This is a genomic window from Brevibacterium sp. FME17, assembly GCF_014897515.1.
Taxonomy (GTDB): Bacteria; Actinomycetota; Actinomycetes; order Actinomycetales; family Brevibacteriaceae; genus Brevibacterium.
Window position 1 is genome coordinate 1 of the sequence record NZ_JABUYD010000087.1, and the last position, 304, is coordinate 304.

The 304-nt window shown below is 54.3% G+C and carries 1 protein-coding gene; it reads left to right on the plus strand.

The window, feature by feature from the left end:
- Window positions 1–88: 88 nt before the first annotated feature.
- Window positions 89–289, plus strand: a complete 201-nt coding sequence (locus tag INT40_RS21445) for a peptidase inhibitor family I36 protein (protein WP_226831737.1) — start codon at window positions 89–91, stop codon at window positions 287–289.
- The last annotated feature ends 15 nt before the right edge of the window (window positions 290–304 follow it).

Below are 304 nucleotides of genomic sequence, written 5' to 3' on the forward strand. Positions count from 1 at the left end.
CTTACTCGAATCCGGTGGTTTCAGGCCGCTTCTACACTCTTATTTACGATGAGCCGCTTTGGCTGCATTCCTCTTCGCAGTAGCGGCAATGACGCTGACCGCCGCGACGCCCTCACATGCGGCGCTTGGCAGCTGCTCCAGTGGGACTGCATGCGTGTGGAACAACAACACATACGGCGGCTCTTACATGAAAGCATCAGCTACTGTCAAGAACTACAAGACGATCAGCTGGAACAATGCGAGTGGGAATGATTGGGCCCCTGTTAGCAGTCCAGCGGCTATGCGATAGCTAATTGGTTCTCTG

Excerpts from the sequence above, each read along its gene's own strand:
- INT40_RS21445 (WP_226831737.1), top strand. The coding sequence starts at position 89 with ATGACGCTGACCGCCGCGACGCCCTCACATGCGGCGCTTGGCAGCTGC.